The 19,549-nt window shown below is 72.0% G+C and carries 15 protein-coding genes; 2 read left to right on the top strand and 13 right to left on the bottom strand.

Annotation, left to right across the window (positions count from 1 at the left end; all coding sequences use genetic code 11):
* Positions 1 to 37: 37 nt before the first annotated feature.
* The 11 genes from H180DRAFT_RS03045 to H180DRAFT_RS02995 form a co-directional block, all read right to left on the bottom strand.
* Complete coding sequence (locus H180DRAFT_RS03045; protein WP_055484329.1) at positions 38 to 1,459, bottom strand: NAD(P)/FAD-dependent oxidoreductase; 1,422 nt, start codon at positions 1,457 to 1,459, stop codon at positions 38 to 40.
* A 416-nt stretch (positions 1,460 to 1,875) separates the two neighbouring features.
* Positions 1,876 to 2,802 (bottom strand): Ppx/GppA phosphatase family protein, encoded by a 927-nt coding sequence (locus H180DRAFT_RS03040; protein ID WP_055484328.1) that lies wholly within the window; start codon positions 2,800 to 2,802, stop codon positions 1,876 to 1,878.
* A 215-nt stretch (positions 2,803 to 3,017) separates the two neighbouring features.
* A complete protein-coding gene (locus tag H180DRAFT_RS03035) occupies positions 3,018 to 3,617 on the bottom strand; it encodes a DUF501 domain-containing protein (RefSeq protein ID WP_055484327.1) in 600 nt (199 codons plus the stop codon).
* A 101-nt stretch (positions 3,618 to 3,718) separates the two neighbouring features.
* The gene (locus H180DRAFT_RS03030) at positions 3,719 to 4,246 is read right to left on the bottom strand and encodes an FtsB family cell division protein (RefSeq protein ID WP_055484326.1); all 528 of its coding nucleotides are present in this window, start codon (positions 4,244 to 4,246) and stop codon (positions 3,719 to 3,721) included.
* Between the two features lie 193 nt (positions 4,247 to 4,439).
* Entirely contained in the window at positions 4,440 to 5,720 is a 1,281-nt protein-coding gene (eno, locus tag H180DRAFT_RS03025; protein ID WP_055484325.1) for a phosphopyruvate hydratase, read from the bottom strand.
* A 317-nt stretch (positions 5,721 to 6,037) separates the two neighbouring features.
* On the bottom strand, positions 6,038 to 6,946 hold the full coding sequence (locus H180DRAFT_RS30745) for a LysM peptidoglycan-binding domain-containing protein (protein WP_302622423.1): 909 nt from the start codon (positions 6,944 to 6,946) through the stop codon (positions 6,038 to 6,040).
* Positions 6,947 to 7,198: 252 nt separating this feature from the next.
* Positions 7,199 to 8,449: a cytochrome P450 family protein gene (locus H180DRAFT_RS03015; protein ID WP_055484501.1), complete on the bottom strand. Its 1,251-nt coding sequence runs from the start codon at positions 8,447 to 8,449 to the stop codon at positions 7,199 to 7,201.
* A 218-nt stretch (positions 8,450 to 8,667) separates the two neighbouring features.
* Positions 8,668 to 9,051, bottom strand: a complete 384-nt coding sequence (locus tag H180DRAFT_RS03010) for a DUF6479 family protein (protein ID WP_055484324.1) — start codon at positions 9,049 to 9,051, stop codon at positions 8,668 to 8,670.
* Positions 9,052 to 9,254: 203 nt separating this feature from the next.
* Positions 9,255 to 10,355, bottom strand: a complete 1,101-nt coding sequence (locus H180DRAFT_RS03005; RefSeq protein ID WP_079099785.1) for a nucleoside triphosphate pyrophosphohydrolase — start codon at positions 10,353 to 10,355, stop codon at positions 9,255 to 9,257.
* An 82-nt stretch (positions 10,356 to 10,437) separates the two neighbouring features.
* Positions 10,438 to 11,130: a SurA N-terminal domain-containing protein gene (locus tag H180DRAFT_RS03000; protein ID WP_055484323.1), complete on the bottom strand. Its 693-nt coding sequence runs from the start codon at positions 11,128 to 11,130 to the stop codon at positions 10,438 to 10,440.
* Positions 11,131 to 11,289: 159 nt separating this feature from the next.
* Positions 11,290 to 12,132 (bottom strand): HNH endonuclease family protein, encoded by an 843-nt coding sequence (locus H180DRAFT_RS02995; protein ID WP_055484322.1) that lies wholly within the window; start codon positions 12,130 to 12,132, stop codon positions 11,290 to 11,292.
* Between the two features lie 261 nt (positions 12,133 to 12,393).
* On the opposite strand from H180DRAFT_RS02995, the gene H180DRAFT_RS02990 reads away from it, so the two are divergent.
* Together H180DRAFT_RS02990 and H180DRAFT_RS02985 are read left to right on the top strand one after the other, a co-directional pair.
* The gene (locus tag H180DRAFT_RS02990; RefSeq protein ID WP_074466574.1) at positions 12,394 to 13,641 is read left to right on the top strand and encodes an acyltransferase family protein; all 1,248 of its coding nucleotides are present in this window, start codon (positions 12,394 to 12,396) and stop codon (positions 13,639 to 13,641) included.
* Positions 13,642 to 13,879: 238 nt separating this feature from the next.
* A complete protein-coding gene (locus H180DRAFT_RS02985) occupies positions 13,880 to 15,178 on the top strand; it encodes an alpha/beta hydrolase family protein (RefSeq protein ID WP_055484321.1) in 1,299 nt (432 codons plus the stop codon).
* Positions 15,179 to 15,227: 49 nt separating this feature from the next.
* Here the strand turns inward: H180DRAFT_RS02985 and mfd are convergent, their stop codons facing one another.
* Positions 15,228 to 18,812 (bottom strand): transcription-repair coupling factor, encoded by a 3,585-nt coding sequence (mfd, locus tag H180DRAFT_RS02980; RefSeq protein ID WP_055484320.1) that lies wholly within the window; start codon positions 18,810 to 18,812, stop codon positions 15,228 to 15,230.
* A 316-nt stretch (positions 18,813 to 19,128) separates the two neighbouring features.
* Entirely contained in the window at positions 19,129 to 19,488 is a 360-nt protein-coding gene (locus H180DRAFT_RS02975; RefSeq protein ID WP_055484319.1) for a hypothetical protein, read from the bottom strand.
* Positions 19,489 to 19,549 lie beyond the last annotated feature (61 nt).

Here is a 19,549-nt window from a genome sequence, read left to right as displayed (position 1 = left end):
TCTTCGGTGTCCTTCGCGGATCACCTCACGGGCAGGCTCAGGAGGCCTTGGCCTCTTCCCGGTGGTTCACGGCACGGCTCTCCTTGACCCGGGTCTTGCGCTCGGCCGCGGCCTCCTCCGTCGCGGCGGCGGTCACGGGCGAGGCGGCCTCGTAGAACTCCTCGCGGGGGTGTTCCATCGCGCCGAGGGAGACGACCTCACGCTTGAGGAACATCGCGAGCGTCCAGTCCGCGAAGACGCGGATCTTGCGGTTCCAGGTGGGGACGGCGAGGCCGTGGTACGTGCGGTGCATGTACCAGGCCAGGCGCCCCTTGAGCTTGATCCGGGTCTTGCCGACGACGATCATCGCGACGCCCTTGTGCAGCCCGAGTCCGGCGACGGCGCCCTTGTTGCCGTGCTTGTAGGCGCGCCGCGGGAAGCCGCGGAGCGCCGAGATGATGTTGTCGCCCAGCACCTTCGCCTGCCGCAGAGCGTGCTGCGCGTTCGGCGGGCAGTAGGCGCCGTCCTTGCCCGCGGCCAGGTCCGGCACCTGGGCGTTGTCGCCGGCGGCCCAGATGTGGCCGGAGCCGCGGACCTGCATGGTCGCGTCGACGTCCACGTGCCCCTTGGGGCCCAGCGGCAGACCGAAGCGGGCCAGCGCCGGGTTGGGCTTGACGCCCGCCGTCCACACGATGGTGCTGGAGTCGACCTCGAGGCCGTTGCTGAGTTCGACGTGACCGCCGACGCAGGACTTCATCGAGGTGCCCAGGTAGCACTCGACACCGCGGCTCTTGAGGTGCTCGAGTCCCCACTCGCCCAGCTTCGGACCGACCTCCGGCAGGATGCCGGGGGCGACGTCGACGAGGATGAAGCGCATGTCCTCGCGCCGGACGTTCGGGTAGTACTTCGCCGCGTCGCGGGCCATGTCCTCGACCTCACCGACCGTCTCCGCGCCCGCGAAGCCGCCGCCGACGAAGACGAAGGTCAGCGCGCGGCGCCGAACGTCCTCGTCGTTGGTGGAGTCGGCCTTGTCCAGCTGCTCCAGCACGTGGTTGCGCAGCCCGATGGCCTCCTCGACGCCCTTCATGCCGATGCCGTTCTCGGCAAGTCCGGGGATCGGGAAGGTCCGTGAGACCGCACCCATGGCGATGACGAGGTAGTCGAAGGGCAGGTCGTACGCCTCTCCGACGAGCGGCGCGATCGTTGCGACCTTGCTCTCCTGGTCGATCGTCGTCACACGGCCGGTGAGAACCTCGGCCTTGGGCAGCACACGCCGCAGCGGAACCACGACGTGGCGCGGCGAGATGCTGCCGGCAGCGGCTTCCGGGAGGAACGGCTGGTACGTCATGTACGAACGCGGGTCGACGACGGTGACTGTCGCCTCGCCGTAGCGCATCTTCTTCAGGATGCGCCGTGCGGCGTACAAGCCGACGTACCCGCCACCCACAACGAGGATTCGAGGACGCTCCGTGGTGCTCATGCCATCGAGTATCCACCCGCCCCGGGGGGTGACCTCGTGAGGGGCTTCACAAGCATGGTCGCACCCCCTGCTACACTTCGCGGCCACCTGCCGGAGCCCCTCCGGCATCCGATCCTCCGGCCGGGGCCGTGAAGCGGTCATCCCCGCCGTGAGCTGCGCTTATCGTCCGCGCCCCGAGAGCAGTCCCGAAGCGGCACTCCAGCCTTCATGTGGCTGGAATGCGGCGTTCACAGCAACGCGCCCGCCCCGGAGCTCTCTGCCGGGCCCCTACGGGTGTGATGTGCGTCCGACGAGGCGGTTTTCCACGTGAATTATTTCACGAGACTGCTCCCGACGGCCTTCCGAGAGGTCCCGGGGCACCCTTTCAAAGGAGTCCGGCATCGCTCAAGTGAGGGCCGGCGCGGGGCTGTGGAGCCTCAACTGACGCTCCACGCAATGCCGTCGAGGATGTCGTGCTCGCTGACGACGACCTCCGCCGCCCCCGTACGTTCCATGATCACAAGCAGTATGAGGGCACCGGCCGCGATCACGTCCACGCGCCCGGGATGCATGACCGGGATCGCCGCCCGCTCCTCGTGCGTCGAGGCCAGCAGGCGCTCCACGATCTCCGCGATCTGCTCCCGCGGGACGCGGGAGTGGTGGATGGCGGCGGAATCGTAGGCGTCCAGACCCAGCGCGATGCCCGCGACCGTCGTGACGGTGCCCGCGAGGCCGACGAGGGTGCGGGCGTGCGCCAGCGGCACGCTCCGCTCCACCTCGTCCAGGGCCGCCGACACATCGGCCCGCATCGCCGCGCGCAGGCCGGCGGTGACGGGGCCGGAGATGCCGTGGCGCTCGGTGAGCCGCACACAGCCGATGTCGACGGACCTGGCGGCCCGCACCGAGTCGTCGCCGACGACGAACTCCGTGGAGCCTCCGCCGATGTCCACGACGAGATACGGCTTGTCCAGGTCCGGGCGCCCGGCCAGCTCCCTGGTGGCGCCGGTGAAGGAGAGCTGTGCCTCCTCGTCGCCGGTGATCACCTCCGGCTCCGCCCCGAGGATGTCCACGACGCCCCGCACGAACTCGTCCCGGTTCTCCGCATCGCGCGACGCGGAGGTGGCGACGAAACGCACGTGCCGGGCGCCGTGCTCCTCGATGGCCCGCGCGTAGTCGCGGCAGGCGGCGAACGTGCGCTCCAGCGCCTCCGGCGCGAGACGCCCCGTACGGTCGACGCCCTGACCGAGGCGGACGATCTCCATCCGCCGCTCGAGATCCTTCAGTTCGCCCTGTGCGGGGTCGGTGTCCGCGACCAGCAGCCGGATCGAGTTGGTACCGCAGTCCACGGCGGCGACACGGGGCATGCGCTCTCCTCAGCTCCTCACACGACGGGTCGCCCCCAGCGTATGCGTGTCCCGGCGGGCGCCCGCCGGAACCGCCGCCCGCGACCGCACCCGGGCGGTCCGCGCCGGGCGGATGCGTACCGGGCGGATGCGCACCGGGCGGATGCGCACCGGCAGGCCGGCGTCCGGGCCGGTGCTTGCGGGACGGTGCTTGCGGGACGGTGCTTGCGGGACGGTCAGCCGCGCGCGGCGTCGCCCTGCCGCCCGGCGTCCTCGTACGGGTCGTCGTCCGTACCCTCGTTCACTTCGTGCTCCCCGTCACCGGGGACCGGGACGCAGGGGCCCTTGGCCCACCACTCCGGCAGCATCGCCAGCGCCTCGTCGCCGAGGGGGTTGACTCCCGGACCGGCGACGAGGGAGTGGGCGACGAGCACGTGCAGGCACTTCACGCGGTCCGGCATCCCTCCGGCGCTGGGGAAGCCGGGGAGCACGTCGATGGCGTCGCGACGGGCGAGATAGTCCTCGTGGGCCGCGCGGTAGGCCGCGGCCAGTTCCTCGTCCTCCCCCAGGCGTGCCGTCATCTCGCGCATGACGCCCTCGGCCTCCAGCGTGCCGATGGCGGAGGCGGCCCGCGGGCACGTCAGGTAGTACGTGGTGGGGAAAGGCGTACCGTCCTCCAGCCGCGGTGCCGTCTCCACGACGTCGGGCAGGCCGCACGGGCAGCGGTGCGCGATCGCGCGCAGACCGCGGGGCGGACGGCCCAACTGCGCCTTGAACGCCGCCACATCGGCGTCCGTGGGCGGCGTGGGCTCGGTCTGCGGCGGAGGTTCTTCCATCGGTGCGGGACTCTCTCGGGTGACGTTACGGATGGTCTTCGGGGCGGCGTTCACGCCGGAGGCGCCGAACGGCCGGCGGGCGAAGGGAAGTTCGGCGGAGCTCAGCTGCCCCCGCCGGACAGACCGTTTACCCCGGCGGTCCCCCCGGCGGTCTCCCCGCCGCGCTCCGCCCTGTCGGCCTTGTCCACGCCGTCCCACAGGTTCTGGTACCAGGCGCGGTCGGAACCGCGGCCGGATGGCCGGTGCGCGGCGCCGGTACCGTCCGGCAAGGTGAAACCCGTCTCGCCGGGACGGACGAAGTGCAGGTGCCTGCGGGCCTGTTGCTCGACGTACGCGGGGTCCCGCCAGCGCGCACGCTCCTCGCGCAGGCGCTTGACCTGCTTGCGGGCGTGCTCCGCCTGGCGCTGCTGCTCGGCGATCTCGGTGCGCTGCGAGACGTACTGGCGCATGGGGTAGGCCAGGGCGACCACCAGCGAGCAGACCACCAGGGCGAGCACCGCGGCTCTGCCCGTGAGACGGCTGCGGCGCGGAGCACGCACGGTCCGGCCGCGGGCGCGGTAGACGCGCTCGGCGGCCCGGGTGCCGAGCGCCCTGAGTCTGGTCGCGGTGGAGAAGCGATCCGCGGGCACGTTCCTCCCCTGTCCCCTTCTCAGCTGTCCGTGCGCCGCCACGTCCCGGCTCACGCCCGCACACCGTGCGTGCGCGTGCTGCTTCCGGCGGCCGGGCGGCCCCCGCCACCGTACGGGAACGGCAGCGGGGACGGGCGCAGCGACGGCCGGTCGGGCACCGCGACATGGGCGCTGCCGGCTGCGGAGCTTCGGGTCAGCCCTTGTAGCGGGGGAAGGCGCTGCGTCCGGCGTACACGGCCGCATCGTCGAGGATCTCCTCGATGCGCAGCAGCTGGTTGTACTTCGCGACGCGCTCGGAGCGGGCGGGCGCACCCGTCTTGATCTGGCCGCAGTTGGTGGCCACTGCCAGGTCGGCGATGGTGACGTCCTCGGTCTCGCCGGAGCGGTGGGACATCATGCACTTGAAGCCGTTGCGCTGGGCGAGCTCCACCGCGTCCAGGGTCTCGGTGAGCGAACCGATCTGGTTGACCTTCACCAGCAGGGCGTTCGCGGCGCCGTCCTCGATGCCGCGGGAGAGCCGCTCGGGGTTGGTGACGAACAGGTCGTCGCCGACGAGCTGCACCTTGGTGCCGAGCTTCTCGGTGATGGTCTGCCAGCCGGCCCAGTCGTCCTCGTACAGCGGGTCCTCGATGGAGACGAGCGGGTAGGCGTCCACGAGTTCCGCGTAGTAGTCCGTCATCTCGGCGGCGGTGCGGTCCTTGCCCTCGAAGGAGTAGACACCGTCCTTGTAGAACTCGGACGCGGCGACGTCGAGCGCGAGCGCGATGTCCTGTCCGATGGTGTAGCCGGCCTTCTGCACGGCCTCGACGATCAGGTCGAGCGCCTCGCGGTTGGAGCCAAGGTTGGGGGCGAAGCCGCCCTCGTCGCCCAGGCCGGTGGCCAGGCCCCGCTCCTTCAGCACGCCCTTGAGCGCGTGGTACGTCTCGGCACCCCAGCGCAGCGCCTCGGAGAAGGACTCCGCGCCGATGGGCGCGATCATGAACTCCTGGATGTCCACGTTGGAGTCGGCGTGGGAGCCGCCGTTGAGGATGTTCATCATCGGCACGGGCAGCATGTGTGCGTTCGGACCGCCGAGGTAGCGGAAGAGCGGCAGGTCGGACGCCTCGGAGGCGGCGTGCGCGACGGCGAGCGAGACACCGAGGATGGCGTTGGCGCCGAGCGAGGACTTGTCCGCCGTGGCGTCCAGGTCGAACATCGCCTGGTCGATGAGGCGCTGCTCGGTCGCGTCGTAGCCCACCAGCTCCGGGCCGATCTGCTCGATGACCGCGAGCACGGCCTTCTCCACGCCCTTGCCGCCGTAGCGGCCCGTGTCACCGTCGCGCAGCTCCAGTGCCTCGAAGGCTCCGGTCGAGGCGCCCGACGGAACGGCAGCACGACCGGTGCTGCCGTCGTCGAGGCCGACCTCTACCTCGACCGTGGGGTTGCCTCGCGAGTCGAGGATCTCGCGGGCTACGACGACGTCGATGGACGGCACGAGGATCTCCTTCGTGAAGTGTCTGGCTTACTGCCCAGAGCCTAACGGGCATGGGGTGGTGCCCAAGTCGGCCCGTCGTGTCGGGCTGGGGAACAGCCGGTGACAGGGAGCGAGGGAGCCCTGCTCAGGGGTGCTCCGGCGCTCCCCGTAATTTGTTTGGCCGGGGAAGAAAAGGCGGGCGGGCGGCCCCGCGGGACCGTCCGCCCGCAGAGGAGCGAGACCGGGACGACCCGGGGAGGCCCGAGTCCTCGGCCCCGGACCGGGACCGACTTGGCGGGAAGCGGGGGTCCTCGCGCCCTTCGGTTCAGTCGGCCATGTCAGAGGCGCAGCTCCTGGCCGGGCAGGATGAGGCCGGGGTCGGAGCCGACGACGTCGCGGTTGCGTTCGTACAGCGCGCGCCAACCGCCGTCCACGTCCTGCTCGTCCGCGATGGTGTAGAGCGAATCGCCCGGGGAGACGCGGTATTCGCCGTCCGTGCCGTCCTTGCCGCCTGCGTCGCTCTCGCCGGCACCGCCGGCACCTCCGTCGCGCTCTTCGCTCCCGTCACGGGAGGGACGCTCGTCCGCGTCGCCGCCCGCGCCCGAACCGGCGGAACCGCCCGGCTCGTACGAGGAGCCGCCCCCGGAACCGGACGAGAGGGAGTCTTCGGACGGGTCACCGGACTCGGACGGGCCGGCCGAGCCGGAGGGTTCGGACGGCTCGACGGACGCGTCCGGGGCCGCGTCCGGGTCAGGTGCGGCGCCCCAGTCCTCCGGTGCCTCGGTCGACGGGACGGTGGGGTACGGGCGTTCGGCGACGGGCCCGTCCACGACATCGCCGGAACCGTCCGGGTCGACGTCGGGCGAGTCCGGCGAATCCTGGGACAGCCCGGCGCTCTTGGCGCAGTCGCCGAAGATGTCCGCGCCCTCCTCGTCGAGGACGCTCTCCGCCACGGTGATCTGCTGGTCACGGCTCGCCAGGTCGGGCCGCTCGGCGTACTCGGTGCCGCCGTGCTCCTCCCAGGTCTCCTGGTCCAACTGGAGCCCGCCGTAGTAGCCGTTGTCCTCGTCGGCGCTCCACAGCCCGCCGCTCTCGCACTCGGCGACGGCGTCCCAGGTGGAGTTGTCCGCCGCGCTCGCCGATGTCGCGCCGAGAAGGGGCAGGGCGAGGCCGGCGCCCGTGACCCCTGCCGCGACCACGAAGTTGGGGGCCTGGCGCGGGCGGCGGTGGCGTCCGTTACCGGACAACAAGGGCGGCATACGGGGTGACCTCTCGTGGGGCACGGACCTGGCGGGTGGTGAAGCCGGGGTGGTGCGGGGTGATGCGGGGCGTGGTGCGCCTTTGCTTGCCGCGGGCCGCGCAATGCCGGATCGCACAGTGGCAGTTTCTTGCGGCCGCGGCCCGAAGGTAGCTTCCCGGCGTTCATCATCACAAGGTGGTGTCGCGTACATCACGTGAAAGTCACACCCGTGATGTCCCGTCACTCCTGTCGCACATCGTCACCCGTCGCCCGGCTCGGGCGTGAACTCGACGGGGAGGGTGCGCAGTCCGCGCATGATGAGGCCACCGCGCCACCGCAGCTCGGACGGCGGAACGGCAAGCCTCACATCCGGCAGCCGCCGCAGCAGCGCGCTCAGCGCGAGACGCCCCTCCAGCCGCGCCAGCGGCGCCCCGAGGCAGTAGTGGATGCCGTGCCCGTACCCCAAGTGCTGGTTGTCGCGCCGCTCCAGGTCGAGTACGTCCGGATCGGCGAACTTCGCCGGGTCGCGGTCGGCTGCCGCGAGCACGACGAGCACCGGCTCTCCCTCGGCGATCCGGACACCCCCGATCTCGAGCGCCTCGGTCGCGAAGCGCCAGGTCGCCATCTCCACGGGTCCGTCGTAGCGCAGCAGTTCCTCGACCGCCGTGGCCAGCAGCCGCTCGTCGCCGTCGGCCACGGCGCCGCGCAGCAGAGAGCGCTGCCGTGGATGGCCGAGCAGCGCGAACGTGCCGTTGCCGATGAGATTGACCGTCGTCTCGAAGCCGGCGAAGAGCAGGATGAAGGCCATCGCGGCGGCCTCGTTCTCGCTGAGGTGCTCACCGTGGTCGCTTGCGCGGATGAGCCCCGAGATCAGGTCGTCGCCCGGCATCTCCCGTTTGCGGTGGATGAGTTCGGCGAGGTAGTTGCGCATCTTCTTCACTGCGCGGCCCACGCCGCCGCGCGGCGGGCCCGGCTCGCCGGGCTTGTGGTGGCGCAGCATCATGCCCGCCCAGTCGCGGAAGTCGTCCTGGTCCTCCGCCGGTACGCCGAGCATGTCGCAGATGGCGTAGATGGGCAGGGGGAAGGCGAACTCGTGGATGAGGTCCGCCTCGCCGCGGGCCGCGAAGCCGTCGATGAGCCGGTCCGTCAACTCCCGCACGCGCGGCTCGAACTCGGAGACGCGGGCGGGCGTGAACGCCTTCGACACCAGCCGACGCAGCCGGGTGTGGTCCGGCGGATCGATGTTGAGCAGGTGCGTCATCAGGTTGGCGCTTCGTTCGCCGGGAATGCCCACCTTGCCCTTGCCGTGGGCGGAACGTTCGTGATGGTGCACGGGGTTCTTGCTCAGCCGCTGGTCGGCCAGGGCCTGCCGGGCGTCGGCGTAGCGGGTGACCAGCCATGCCTCGACGCCGCTGGGCAGTTCGGTCCTGCGTACGGGCGCGTGTTCGCGCAGCCACGCGTAGGCCGGGTACGGGTCGGCGGCGAACTCCCAGTCGAAGAGCGGGGGCATGGGCGGCGCCGGGGAGTCGGTCTCGTCTTGCACGCGTCGACGCTAACGGGTGCCCTCCGGCTCGCGGCGCGGGGCTGGGAAGACCCGTCGCCGGGCACGGGCCGTGCCGCCATGATGCCGGGTGCGCCGTCCCGCCATGGGAACGGGTACGGGCCGTTCCGCCCTGGCGCCGGGTACGGGCAGTTCCGCCCTGGTGCCGGGTGGGCGGGACCTGTGCGTCAGGTGTGCCCGGGGCCGCCGCTGCCGAACGAGCCGCTGCTTCCCGGGTCCCACTTCTGCGGCGGCCTCTCGTGCTCGCCGGGATGGCTGTCGGCGTCGTAGTCCTTCAGGTCGTAGGGCAGCCGCCGCTCGCCGTCGTGCGGAACCTCGTCCGGGACCCGGTGCCTCGTCTCGTACTCCAGGGGTTCCTCGGGGCCCTGCTCCCCCGGGCTGGAGGGGCGCTGGTCGCCCCGGGCCCGGATGCGGATGCCGTAGGCGACGGCGGCGATCAGGCCGAAGACGATCAGGAGCCCCAGGGCGAGCGGGCCGATGCCGACGAGCAGGTCGCGCTCGGCGGCGAGGACCGACAGCGGCTGGATTGCGGCGTGCAGCACTGCGTACATGGAGGGCGAGTACCCCTGCCACGGCCGCTATGCCGGTGCGTCGCTCCGATGTGCCGGTGCGTCCCTCGGAGCCCGGCGCCCGTCCCGCGCGCACCGGGCCCGGGCACGGAACGTGAGACAGCTCTCACCCTGTGCCCGGCTTGCCGCACGGTAGGGGCCTCCCGTTGGGCGCCCGTCCTCACCGGGCGCCGGCCTCTCACTCGTCAGTCGGTGCCGGTGCTCGCGTCCTGCGCGTCCAGGCCCTCCCCGTGCCCGTCCGGGCTCGCGTCCTCCGCGTCCAGGCCCTCCCCGTGCCCGTCCGGGCTCGCGTCCTGCGCGTCCAGGCCCTCCGCCGCGCGGATCCCGTCACGGTACGTACGGGCCGCGACCCGCAGCGCCGTCTCCGGATCGACCCCCTCCGCCTCAGCGCGGACGGCCAGCGCCAGCAGCTCGTAGCCGATGCCGCCGGCCCCGGGGGCCGTGACGGCGGGCACGTCCAGCCCCGCGAGCCGCACCCGCTGCGCCAGCTTCGCCGCCAGCGCCAGCGCGGGCTGTCCCAGGGGAATCCCCTCCGTGACCGAGTCCCGGCGCTTCTCGGCGGCCTTCGTGCGGAGCCAGTGCTCCCGGACGTCCTCCGCCGTCGCGGCCTGCTCCTCCCCGAACACGTGGGGGTGGCGGTGGATCAGCTTCTCCACGATTCCGGCGGCGACGTCGTCGATGGAGAAGGGCTCCTGCGGGTCCTCCTGTGCGATGCGGGCGTGGAAGACGACCTGGAGCAGCACGTCCCCCAGCTCCTCGCACAGGGCGCCGCGGTCGCCCTCCTCGATGGCTTCGACGAGCTCGTACATCTCCTCGATGCCGTACTTGACCAGTCCCTCGTGCGTCCGGGCCCCGCTCCACGGGCAGGCCGCGCGGATGCTGTCCATGACCTGGACGAGGTCCAGGAGCCGGGCGCCGGGCAGGTCGTACGACCCGGGCAGCAGCTCCAGCTCGGGCATCGTCGCGCGTCCCGAACCGGCCAGCGCCGCCAGTCCGTCCGTCAGCTGCGGCTCGCCCTCGGCGGCGGCGATCACGACGGTCGTGCGGCCCTCGGCGGACGACTCGACCAGTTCGCGGGCGCCGGGCAGGGCCCCGGTGGCGACGTGGATCCCGGCCTCCCGCACGTACGGCAGCTGCGGGTGCCCCGGGTCCTGGCACAGGACCCGGTCGGCGGTGCGCAGCGCCTCCCAGGCGGGCCAGGACAGCAGTCCGGGTGCCACTCGGTGGCTGGTGGTGAGGAGGACGATGCGGCCGGCAGGGGAACCGGCGGATGCGGAGGCGTTCACGCGTCGAACGTAACGCAGCGACCGGAGAGCCCCGCTCCCGGCCGCCGCCCCGCCCGAGCCGCCCCGGCGCCGGGGCGGCTCGTCACATCTGCGGCTGCTGCTGTTGCTGCTGCCGGTCCTGCTGCCTGCCGGTCAGGTCCCGAAGCCACGGCTCCGTCCGGTTGCCGAGCGTGGCGGCCTGCACGTCCCACTTGCCGTAGCGGGGGTTGACGCTGATGTGGAGCTTCTCGGAGGTCTTGGAGAACTTCTTCCGCAGCGCCTCGTTGCCCTGCGGCGTACGCGGATCGATGCCGCCGGCCTTCGCGATCTTGTCCACGGAGACCTGGATGCGCATCCAGTCGTCGATCTGTGAGGGAGCGACGGCCTGCTGCTGGAGCAGCGCGTCCTTCAGCCTCTTCTCCCCGCCGGCCTGCTTGCGCAACTGGGCCTGGTACTCGCCCACTTCGCGGCGCGTCACGGACACTCCGGCGTCCTTCGCGGCCCGTTCGACGATGCGCTCGCGGATCATGCTGTCGAGCGCCGCCCGCGTCAGCTGGCCACTGCCCTTGATCATTTCCGCGCCCTGGGGAGCCGCGCGCTGCGCGTTCCGCACCGTCTCCACCTTCGCCTGGAGCTGCGCCATGCTGATGCGTTCACCGCCCGCCACGGCAGCGGCGCCGGGGTGCGCGTCGTCGCCGCACCCGGTGAGCAGCGGCGCTGCGACGAGCAGCGCGGCGGCACCGGAGACGGTGAGCGCGGACCTGCGGCGACGGCTTCCTTCAGTGCTGCTGTGCATCGAGTCTCCCGGACGGCGGCTAGGGGCGTGCGACGGTGGTGCACGACCTCGGCGTTGATCGATGTTAAGTAGTGGAAGTGGTGGAGACCACCGCTTCGGCTTTCATCCGGACAACGATTCGGGCGACGAGACGTGCCGCGGCCGGCGCCGCCGGCCTCCTCAACCGCCGCACTGCCTCAGCATCGTCCGCTTGTCCGGCGCGGTGACGGGCAGCTCGTACTCGATGGCGACCTGGGCGAAGCGCACCGAGTAGGCGCAGCGGATGCGCTTGTCGGGAGGCAGCCAGGACGCCGGTCCCGAGTCGCCTTTGGCGCTGTTGGACGAGCCGTCCACCGGGAGGAGATTCAGCGGATCGTTGGCTATGCGCTCCCGTTCGTCCTCGCTCCAGCGGGAGGCCCCCATCTGCCAGTCGTAGGAGAGCGGCATGACGTGGTCGATCTGGACCTCCATGGCCCGCTGCTTGCGCCACTCGACGGTCCTGCCGGTGTACGGGTCGTGCAGGGTCATGGAGACGACGACGCAGTCCGAGCCCTCCTCGCGCACCAGCTTCAGCCCGTCCCTGGCCAGGACGTCGTTCCTGGTGTCACAGCCGTTGCGCCCCAGCGGGACGCCGTCGACGGTGTCCTTCCAGGCGTAGCCGAACGCCTCGCGCTCGTAACCGGTCCTGGGGCCGCGGCCCTTGGTGTGGAGGGTCTCGATCAGGGCACGTGCGCGTTTGCGTTCGGCGTCCGAAGTGACCGGTGCCAGGCCGCGCTTGCTGCCGTCCGGATTGGCGAACGGGCTGACGGCGCCGGAACCGGAGCCGGAGCCGGAACCGGCGCCGTCCGAGGGGCCGGGCCCGCCGTCGGTGGGCGTGGACGATTCACGTGCCGTGGGGCCGGCGGACTTCCCCGGGCTTGAGCCGCCGTCCGGACCGGGAACCTGGCAGCCGGCTGTCAGGAGGCCGACGGCGAGCGGCAGCGCGGTCAGCAGGGTGGTGCGCGTGGTCGGGCGGCGTGGCACGGCGAGACTCCCGTCGGGACCGGTCGGCTGCCGGCGGGACGGCCGGCCGCGCTGCGTTCGACTTTATGTTCCCCGTCCGTGCGCGCCAACAGCATGCCCGCTGTGAGACCGTCGCCGGCCCCAGCCGCCCCGGGCCCCAACCGCGCCCGCACCACTGCGACTTCCCGTGGCCTCCTGTTCACCCGCGGCTCACACCGGGTCCACGCCGCCGCGGAGCGGCCGCCGTAGCGTCACGCCGGAGGGGCTGCACGATCACCGGCGATGAAGCGGGAGGGGGACCTCGTCGATACGGGGAGAGGCACACACCGGAGCACGAAGCGGCAGACGGCCGCTTCAGCCGGCAGCGCCCGGACTCCGCCGCCCGCACGCAAGGTTCGCGACCCGCACTGGGACAACGTCAGATTCCTCTCGGGCACGCTCGTCCTCACCGGGCATCTGATCGAACCGATCGCACACCTCGACGGGCTGCGGTGGCTCTACGTCACCAGCTGGGCGATGCGTGTACCCGTGTTCGTCATCGTGGCCGGCTACTTCAGCAGTGCCGGGCCCCTCGGGCGGCGGGAGCTGCGGCAGCTGACCGAATCGGTGCTCGCCCCGTACCTGCTCATCTCTTTGCTGCACACGGCACAGATCCGGCTGCTGTACGGGAACTGGAAGTTCTTCACCTCCGAACCCGCATGGGGGCTGTGGTTCCTGCTGTCACTGTTCGTGTGGCGGATGCTGCTGCCGTACCTGGCGGTGCTGCGGTACCCGCTGTCGGCCGCCATGGCCGCGGCGCTCGCGGTCGGCCACCTCGACGGCTTCACTCACACCTTCTCCGCCTCCCGCACGGTTGCCTTCCTCCCCTTCTTCCTCCTCGGCCGGCAGTTGCGCCAGGGCCTGGCGGACCAGCTCCTGCACACGGCCCGCAGCCGGGAGGCGGCAGCCGGGGTGCTCGCGGTGACGGCGACGGCGTGCTGGTTCCTGCGGCACGACATCGACGTGGGCTGGCTCGCCATGAACGCGCCGTACGGGGAGACGGTGTCGTTCGCCCCGGCATGGGCGTGGGGTCTGCGCGGCACGGTGCTGCTGTGCGGAATGCTGATCGCGCTGAGCTTCATCCGGCTCGTGCCGAAACGGCGGCTGCCCGTGGTGACGTACCTGGGCGCGGGCGGTCTCTACATATATCTGCTCCACCCGCTGGTCCTGAGAGTCTTCTTCCGCTTCGGCGGCCTGGGGTGGGTGGGCCCGTGGCCGGAGCAGACCGCCCTCCTCGTCCTGGGCGGTGCCCTCGCCGCCGCGCTGGCCTCACCGTGGGTACGGCGGGTGACGAAGCCGGTGGTGCAGCCGCGCCTGCGATGGCTGTACGCGCCGGAGCCGTCCCGCGAAGCACCGGGCACCCCGGCCCCCTCCGCGGCGCGGCACGGGTCAACGCCGCACTGGCCGGCACCGCCGCAACGGCCCGGCGGCGGGCAGCCGTTGGAGACGCAGGCCGCGTGCGCCGACGACGAACGGGCCCGCACACGGTGACGTAGCGGCGTCAAGGCCGAACAACTCAGCCGGAGCGGAACCGGTCGGCCACGTTGAGGATGTTGCACTCCGGAATCGAACTCCCGGCGAGCACCCCGAGGAGAACGCCCCTGTCAACCCCCAGCTGTCCCACACCGGTTCAGGAGCCTGCCGGAGGACTCGGGCGGGGGCCCGCCGGACGCTGATTCAGGGGGCTGCCGGATGTCGGCGCCGCGGCCCGTTCCATAGCGTCCCTGCCATGCCCATCACACGCACCCGACGTCCAGCGGTCCTCGCCTCCGCCGTTCTTGCGCTCGCCCTGCCTCTGCCCGCCGTCACCTCCGCGGACGCCGTCGCTGCCGGACGGTTCGTCGGTGCCGCCTCGGCGGCAGAGACGAGCACCCCCGCGGCGCCCGAGAGCGCGACAGCACGCCAACCGCCCGTCCGTGCAGCGCAGTCCGGGCTGGAGCTGCCACCCCCTTCGGGACCGTACGGCGTGGGCCGGGACGTCCTGCATCTCGTCGACGGCTCCCGCCCCGACCCGTGGCTGCCCGAGACCGGTGCGCGGGAACTGATGGTGTCGATGTACTACCCCACGCGTCACCCGACGCTGCACCTGGCGCGGCACGGCACGGACCGACACAGAGCCCCGTACATGACGGAGCCGGAGGCGAAGGCGCTGCTGGAGGGCCAGAAGCTCGCGGACAAGGTGCCGGCGGAGACGCTGACGTCGGTGCGCACCAACGCCCGTCCAGGCGCGCGGCCCGCGCCCGGACGGCATCCGCTCGTCGTCCTCTCCCCCGGCTTCACCCTCCAGCGGGGCACGCTGAGCGTGCTCGCGGAGGAACTGGCCGGCCGCGGCTACGTCGTCGCCGTGCTCGACCACGCCCACGAGTCCTACGGCACATCCTTCCCCGGCGGCCGCTTCACGGCGTGCGCCGCGTGCGAGGCCGTCGAACAGGTGCCGGACGGAGCGGAGTCGGCGGCGGTAATGGCGAAGGTTGCGCGAGGCCGCTCCGCCGACATCTCCTTCGTCCTCGACCGGCTGACCGGACCCCGCCCCGCATGGCGGCATGCACGGCTGATCGACGGGCGCCGTATCGGCGCGGCCGGGCACTCCATCGGCGGCAACGCCGCGGCGCAGGTCATGGCCGACGACCCGCGCGTACGCGCGGGGGTGAACATGGACGGCACCTTCTTCGCGCCCCTACCGCGACGCGGGCTGCACGGCAGGCCCTTCCTGCTGCTCGGCACGGCCTCCGGTCACAGCCCCGGCGGCGAGGACGAGAGCTGGGACCGTGGCTGGGCCCGCCTCGACGGCTGGAAGCGGTGGCTGACGGTCACCGGCGCCGGCCACTTCACCTTCATCGATCTGCCCGTTCTCGGCGCCCAGTTGGGCATGACCGACCCCGACGCCCCGCTGCCCGGCGACCGTTCCGGCCAGATCACCCGCGACTACGTCGGCGCCTTCTTCGACCGGCAGTTGCGCGGCATTCCGCAGCCGCTGCTGAACGGTCCCTCACCGGCCAACCCCGAGGTCGGCTTCGAACACCCCTGACGCGCGGACGGGCGGCCGGCCGCATTCCGCGACGGTCGGCCGCCCCGCGTCACGCCCCCGGCACCGCCGTGAGGAACTCCCCCACCCATGCCAGCAGTTCGCGCCCCACGAGGGGCTTGCCGCCGATGCCGCCCGGCTTGGGCCGCGGCACCAGCACCTGACGCGTCGCCTTCTTGATGACCGACCCCGGGTAGACGCGCTTGAGGCGCAGCTCCTGCGACTCGCGCAACTCGACGGGGGTGAAGCGCACGTTGCTGCCCTGGAGCGTGATGTCGGTGACGCCGCAGGAGCGCGCCAGCATGCGCAGCCCCGCCACCAGCAGCAGGTTCTCCACCGGCTCCGGCAACGGCCCGTAACGGTCGGCCAGTTCCTCCCGTACGGCGGCGATGTCCTCCTCGGAGTTGGCGGAGGCGATGGCCCGGTACGCCTGGAGGCGCAGCCGCTCGCCCGGTGCGTAGTCGTGCGGCACGTGGGCGTCGACCGGCAGCTCGATCTTGACCTCCAGCGGCGCCTCCTCCACCTCGCCGCCCTGCTCCAGCGCGTTGCGGTAGTCGGCGACGGCCTCGCCGACCATGCGGACGTACAGGTCGAAGCCGACGCCCGCGATGTGGCCGGACTGCTCGCCTCCGAGGAGGTTGCCGGCTCCGCGGATCTCCAGGTCCTTCATGGCGACGTACATGCCCGCACCCATCTCGGTGTGCTGGGCGATCGTGGCGAGGCGCTCGTGCGCCGTCTCCGTCAGGGGCTTCTCGGGCGGGTACAGGAAGTAGGCGTAGCCCCTCTCACGTCCCCGGCCGACGCGGCCGCGCAGCTGATGGAGCTGTGACAGGCCGAAGTTGTCGCCGCGTTCGACGATGAGGGTGTTGGCGTTGGAGATGTCGATGCCGTTCTCGACGATGGTCGTGGCCACCAGCACATCGGACTTCTTCTCCCAGAAGTCCACGACGACCTGCTCCAGCGTCTGCTCCGACATCTGCCCGTGCGCAGTGGCGATCCGCGCCTCGGGCACGATCTGACGCAGCCTCGCCGCGGCACGCTCGATGGACTCCACACGGTTGTGGATGTAGAAGACCTGGCCCTCGCGCAGCAGTTCACGGCGGATGGCGGCACCGATCTGCTTCTCCTCGTACGGGCCGACGAACGTCAGCACCGGATGCCGTTCCTCGGGCGGAGTCGTGATCGTCGACATCTCGCGGATGCCGGTCACGGCCATCTCCAGGGTGCGCGGGATGGGTGTGGCGGACATGCTCAGCACATCGACGTTCGCCCGCAGCTTCTTCAGCTGCTCCTTGTGCTCGACGCCGAAGCGCTGCTCCTCGTCGACGATGAGCAGCCCCAGGTCCTTGAACTTGGTGTCGGAGGAGAAGAGCCGGTGCGTGCCGATGACGACGTCGACCGTGCCCTCCCGCAGGCCGTCGACGACCGCCCGCGCCTCGGCCTCGGTCTGGAAGCGGGACAGCGCCCGCACGTTGACGGGGAACTGCCCGTAGCGCTCGGAGAAGGTGGAGAAGTGCTGCTGGACCAGGAGCGTCGTCGGCACGAGCACCGCGACCTGCTTGCCGTCCTGCACGGCCTTGAACGCCGCCCGCACCGCGATCTCAGTCTTGCCGTAGCCGACGTCGCCGCAGATGAGCCGGTCCATCGGGACGGACTTCTCCATGTCCTCCTTGACCTCGCCGATGGTGGTCAGCTGGTCCGGCGTCTCGGCGTACGGGAAGGCGTCCTCCAGTTCGCGCTGCCAGGGGGAGTCCGCTCCGAAGCTGTGGCCGGGGGCCGCCATGCGCGCCGAGTACAGCCTGATCAGATCGGCCGCGATCTCCTTGACGGCCTTCTTCGCCCGGGCCTTCGTCTTCGTCCAGTCGGCACCGCCGAGGCGGTGCAGCGAGGGCTGCTCGCCGCCGACGTACTTGGTGACCTGCTCCAGCTGGTCCGTGGGCACGAAGAGGCGGTCGCCGGGCTGGCCGCGCTTGGCGGGCGCGTACTCCACCAGCAGATATTCGCGTGTGGCGCCCTGCACGGTGCGCTGGACCATCTCGACGTAGCGGCCCACGCCGTGCTGCTCGTGGACGATGTAGTCGCCGGGGACGAGCGTGAGCGGGTCGATCTGCTTCCGGCGCCGTACCGGCATGCGGGCGGCCTCGCGGCCCGCGGCCCGCTGCCCCGACAGGTCGGTCTCGGTGAGCACCGCGAGCTTCAGCTCCGGTGCGATGAAGCCGTTGTCGAGGCTGCCGCGCGCCACGTGCACCACCGAGGGGGCGATCTCCGCCAGGTCGGCCTCCTGCCGGGCGGCGATGCCCTCGCCGCTGAGGACCTCGACCGTGCGGACCGCCGGCCCGTGGGCCTCGGTGACGTACACGCACCGCCAGCCCGCCGACAGCCACTCCTTGGTGTCGGCGAGGGCGCGAGCGGTGTCCCCGCGGTAGCTCTCGGGGGCGCGCATGCCCAGCCGAAGGACGTCGGCGCCGTCGTCGTCCTCCTGCGCGCCGCCCTCGGGGACGTCGCTCCCGGAGGCGGCTCCGGGGCTGAAGGGGCTGACGGACCACCACATCATCCCCAGCTCGCGGGCGTGCTCGCGCAGGTCGGCGATGCCCCACAGCGACGCCGCACCGAGGTCCACGGGAGCCTCGGCGCTGTCGGACATCGCGGTGGCGCTCCAGGACGCCTGGAGGAACTCCTGCGAGGTGGCCACCAGGTCCGCCGCCCGCGTGCGCACCCGCTCCGGGTCGCACACCAGCGCCATCGTCCCCTTGGGCACGACGTCGAGCAGGAGTTCCATGTCGTCGACGAGGACGGGCGCGAGGGACTCCATGCCCTCGACGGCGATGCCCTCGGTGATCTTCCCCAGCAGCTCGCCGAGCTCGGGGTGCTTCTCGGCAAGGGCGGCGGCCCGCTGCCGCACGTCGTCCGTCAGGAGCAGCTCGCGGCACGGCGGCGCCCACAGCCCGTGCTCGGCGGCCTCCAGCGAACGCTGGTCGGCGACGCGGAAGTAGCGGACCTCCTCGACCTCGTCGCCCCAGAACTCCACGCGCAGCGGATGCTCCTCGGTGGGCGGGAAGACGTCGAGGATGCCGCCCCGGACGGCGAACTCGCCGCGCTTCTCGACCAGCTCCACCCGGGAGTAGGCGGCCGCGGCCAGCGCGTCCACGACCTCCTCCATGTCACAGCTCTGCCCCTGCCGCAGGGCAACCGGCTCCAGGTCCCCCAGGCCCTTGACCTGCGGCTGGAGCACGGCCCTTACGGGCGCGACGACCACGCTGACCGGGCCCGTGCCCGTGTCGCCCGCGTCGTCGGGGTGGGCCAGGCGGCGCAGCACGGCGAGGCGGCGTCCGACGGTGTCGGAGCGGGGCGAGAGACGCTCGTGCGGCAGCGTCTCCCACGACGGGTACTCCACGACGGTCTCGGGCGGCAGCAGGGAACGCAGGGACTCCGTCAGATCCTCCGCCTCGCGGCCCGTTGCGGTCACGGCCAGCACCGGACGGCCGGCCGACCTGGCGAGCGCGGCCACCGCGAAGGGCCGGGCAGCGGCGGGGCCGACGAGGTCGACGTGGTGCCGGTTGCCGTCGGCGGCGGCCTCGACGGCTTCCGTCAGCGCGGGGTCGCGCGAGAGAGCGTCGAGCAGTCCGGTGAGACTCATCTGGGGTGGCTTCCCGTCGGGGGGTGGGCAACGCGAGTAGCCCCGCAACGGCGCGGCGCGGACGTTCCGGGGGATTCCAAGCCTACGGCGGCCCGCCGACGGACGTGGCCGCGATGCCCCTCCGGCCTGCTCACGGCCCGGGCCCGGGGGTCTGCGGTGCCCCGCAGCAGCAGGCACCGGCGGCCCGGTGACCTGGTGGGTCCGGCCGGGCGGCCGGTGCCGGTGCGAACGTTCAGTCACAGCTCGTGCACTCACGCGTGCACTCGCCGCCCGATCCTGATCAGCGGCGGTCAGCAGCGGTCAGCAGCGGCCGGCGTCAGCGCGGGTAGGCGCAGATCGCGAAGACGCTGATGCCGACCGTGGAGTTGCCCGGCTGCCGTCCGAGACCGATCCAGCCCCTGTTGTCGTCCGTGGGGAAGCTGCCGACCAGGATCGCCTCGTTGCCGCGGGCCTCCGCACCGCCGCCGAGGACCTTCTTGCCCTTGGGGCACATCACGGTCCTGCGCTGGAAGTTGGGCACGTTCTGGTTGGCCAGCCGTACGACCTCATAGCCGTGGATCTTGCCGTGACCCGCAGGCTTTTTGGCGGGTGCCGTCTCGGCCTGCGCGGCCCAGCCGCCCCCGGCCACCAGGGCCAGTGTCAGCGCACCCACGCCGAGAACCCGGTTCTTTCCCATTTGAACCTCTCTTTCCGATTCGAACCCGGCGGATGCCGGGCCGAATCAGTATTGAGCGGTC

This window comes from Streptomyces sp. WMMB 322 (assembly GCF_900090145.1).
GTDB lineage: Bacteria > Actinomycetota > Actinomycetes > Streptomycetales > Streptomycetaceae > Streptomyces.
Note: the sequence above shows the minus strand (reverse complement) of the source record. Positions and strands in the feature narration are given on the sequence as shown.

Coding starts and splice junctions, on each gene's coding strand:
- H180DRAFT_RS03040 (WP_055484328.1), bottom strand. CDS start 2,802: ATGCCCCGTGTCGCCGCCGTGGACTGCGGTACCAACTCGATCCGGCTG.
- H180DRAFT_RS03000 (WP_055484323.1), bottom strand. CDS start 11,130: ATGCACAGCAGCACTGAAGGAAGCCGTCGCCGCAGGTCCGCGCTCACC.
- H180DRAFT_RS02975 (WP_055484319.1), bottom strand. CDS start 19,488: ATGGGAAAGAACCGGGTTCTCGGCGTGGGTGCGCTGACACTGGCCCTG.
- H180DRAFT_RS03010 (WP_055484324.1), bottom strand. CDS start 9,051: ATGTACGCAGTGCTGCACGCCGCAATCCAGCCGCTGTCGGTCCTCGCC.
- H180DRAFT_RS02985 (WP_055484321.1), top strand. CDS start 13,880: ATGCCCATCACACGCACCCGACGTCCAGCGGTCCTCGCCTCCGCCGTT.
- H180DRAFT_RS03015 (WP_055484501.1), bottom strand. CDS start 8,449: ATGCCCCCGCTCTTCGACTGGGAGTTCGCCGCCGACCCGTACCCGGCC.
- H180DRAFT_RS02990 (WP_074466574.1), top strand. CDS start 12,394: ATGAAGCGGGAGGGGGACCTCGTCGATACGGGGAGAGGCACACACCGG.
- mfd (WP_055484320.1), bottom strand. CDS start 18,812: ATGAGTCTCACCGGACTGCTCGACGCTCTCTCGCGCGACCCCGCGCTG.
- H180DRAFT_RS03035 (WP_055484327.1), bottom strand. CDS start 3,617: ATGGAAGAACCTCCGCCGCAGACCGAGCCCACGCCGCCCACGGACGCC.
- H180DRAFT_RS03045 (WP_055484329.1), bottom strand. CDS start 1,459: ATGAGCACCACGGAGCGTCCTCGAATCCTCGTTGTGGGTGGCGGGTAC.